Raw genomic sequence first — 2154 nt, 5'->3', positions numbered from 1 at the left:
ATCTCGATGAGCAGGTGCGGGTGGGGTAGTTGGTGCACGGCGACGGTGGTGCGGGTGGGGCCGGTGGCGTCGAAGTACTCGGCCCAGACCTGGTTGTAGCCGCCGAAGTCGTTCATGTTGACGAGGTAGGTGGTGACCTGGACGAGGTCGGTCAGGTCGGCGCCGACGGTGCGCAGCAGGTCGGCGATGTTGTCGATGACGGCTCTGGTTTGTGCGCGGATGTCGAGGTTGGTGGTGCCGAACTCGTCGACCTCGACGCCGGCGAAGGTGTTGTCGGGTCGGCGTGAGGAGGTGCCGGAGACGAAGACGAAGCCGCCGGCGACCTTGACGTGGGGGAACGCCCCGCGGGGGACGGCCTTGCCGGCGACGACGTGCGCCTGGGCGCCCGTGCCGTGGCCGACGGTCGTGCCGTGGCTCGCGGTCGTGCCGTGGCTTGTGGTCATGCCGATGCTCGCAGGGTGGCGGTGCCGAGGTGTTCGACGACGGCGCGGACGTGGGCGCCGGGACGCAGCGGGACGGCGGCGGTGGCGGCGCCGGCGAGGAAGACCCAGCCTTCGCGTAGGCGTACGCCGTGGCGGCCGGCGAGGCGGATGCCTTCGTCGAGGGCGCGGCGGGGGTCGCCGAGGATCGCGGCGGTGGAGCCGACCTGCGTGACGCGTCCGTCGATCTCCAGCAGCACGCCGAGGTTGTCGAGGCCGTCGGGCACCGGCGACCAGGGGCCGATGGTGAACGCGGCGGCGGAGGTGTTGTCGGCGATGACATCCGGCAGGGAGAACGTGAAGTTGGCGTAGCGGGAGTCGATGACCTCGATCGCGGGGGCGACCGCGCGGACGGCGTCGGTGAAGTCACCGACCGGTTCGCCGGGTTCGGGGAGGCGGTCGAGCAGGAACGCCACCTCCGGCTCCACCCGGGGATGGATGAAGGCTCCGACGTCGAGGGTGCCGCCGTCGGGGACGCGCATGGTGTCGGTGAGGCGACCCCAGATGACCTCGTCCACGCCGACCTGCGCCATCTTCGCCTTGCTGGTCAGCCCCATCTTCAACCCCACCAGGAGCTCGCCGCGGTCGAGGCGACGCTGGATCAACGCGGTCTGCACCGCGTACGCGGCGTCGACGTCCAGGCCGGTCTCGGCGGCCAACTGCGCGATGGCGGTGGCGGTGTCGGCCGCCACGCCGAGGCGCTCGGCGATACCGGCGGTGTCCGGCCCGATCATGATTTCTCCTTGCCGGCGAGGTCCAGTGCCACGTCCACGATCATGTCCTCCTGCCCGCCGACCATGCGGCGGCGACCCAACTCGACCAGGATCGAGCGCACGTCCACCCCGTACTTGTCCGAGGCCCGCTCGGCATGCCGCAGGAAACTCGAATACACCCCCGCGTAGCCGAGGGAGAGGGTTTCCCGGTCGACCTGCACCGGCCGGTCCTGCAACGGCCGCACAATGTCGTCGGCGGCGTCCATCAGGGCGAACACGTCACAACCGTGCTGCCAACCGTGCAACTCCGCGACGGCCACGAACACCTCCAGCGGCGCGTTGCCGGCCCCGGCGCCCTGCCCCGCCAGCGACGCGTCCACCCGCACCGTGCGCCCCGACGGGGAACCGAGCGGGCCGTCGCCAGCGATGCGGCCGTGCTCGACCGCGACCACACTGTTCGCCACACCGAGGGACAGGTTGTGGTGGGCGTGGATACCGATCTGCGTGTCCGGCTTTAGCACCTGCCGGTACGCGTCCACCCGCTCGGCCACATCGGACATGAGTAGGCGGCCGCCGGAGTCGGTGACGTAGACGCAGTGCGCCCCGTACGACTCCATCAACTTCGCCTGCCCGGCCAAACCGACCGGGTCGTTCATGTGCGACATCATCAGGAACCCGGCCACGTCCATGCCGTTCTCCCGCGCCCACGCGATGTGCTGCGCGGAGATGTCCGCCTCCGTGCAGTGGGTGGCGATGCGCACACTCGTCACGCCGAGGGCCTTCGCCGCCTTCAGATCCGCGATCGTGCCGATCCCCGGCAGCAACAACGTCGTCAGCTTCGCCGACGTCATCACCTCGGCCGCCGCCGAAATCCACTCGGCGTCACTGGCCGCACCGTGACCGTAGTTCACACTGGAACCGGCCAACCCGTCGCCGTGGGCGACCTCGATCGCGGCCACCCC

The 2154-nt window shown here is 70.4% G+C and carries 3 protein-coding genes; all 3 read right to left on the bottom strand.

What is annotated here, in order from left to right:
• Positions 1-443, bottom strand: a 443-nt coding sequence (locus ACFHW0_RS31580) for a RidA family protein (RefSeq protein WP_416613280.1), incomplete at its 3' end; no start/stop codon positions are given.
• Complete coding sequence (locus ACFHW0_RS31575) at positions 440-1213, bottom strand: 2-keto-4-pentenoate hydratase (RefSeq protein ID WP_416613279.1); 774 nt, start codon at positions 1211-1213, stop codon at positions 440-442. The genes ACFHW0_RS31580 and ACFHW0_RS31575, both read right to left, overlap by 4 nt.
• On the bottom strand, positions 1210-2154 hold a 945-nt coding region (gene dmpG / locus ACFHW0_RS31570), incomplete at its 5' end, for a 4-hydroxy-2-oxovalerate aldolase (protein ID WP_416613278.1). The genes dmpG and ACFHW0_RS31575, both read right to left, overlap by 4 nt.

This window comes from Micromonospora sp. LOL_025, assembly GCF_048060285.1.
GTDB lineage: Bacteria > Actinomycetota > Actinomycetes > Mycobacteriales > Micromonosporaceae > Micromonospora.
This window is presented reverse-complemented; position numbering and strand designations above follow the sequence as displayed.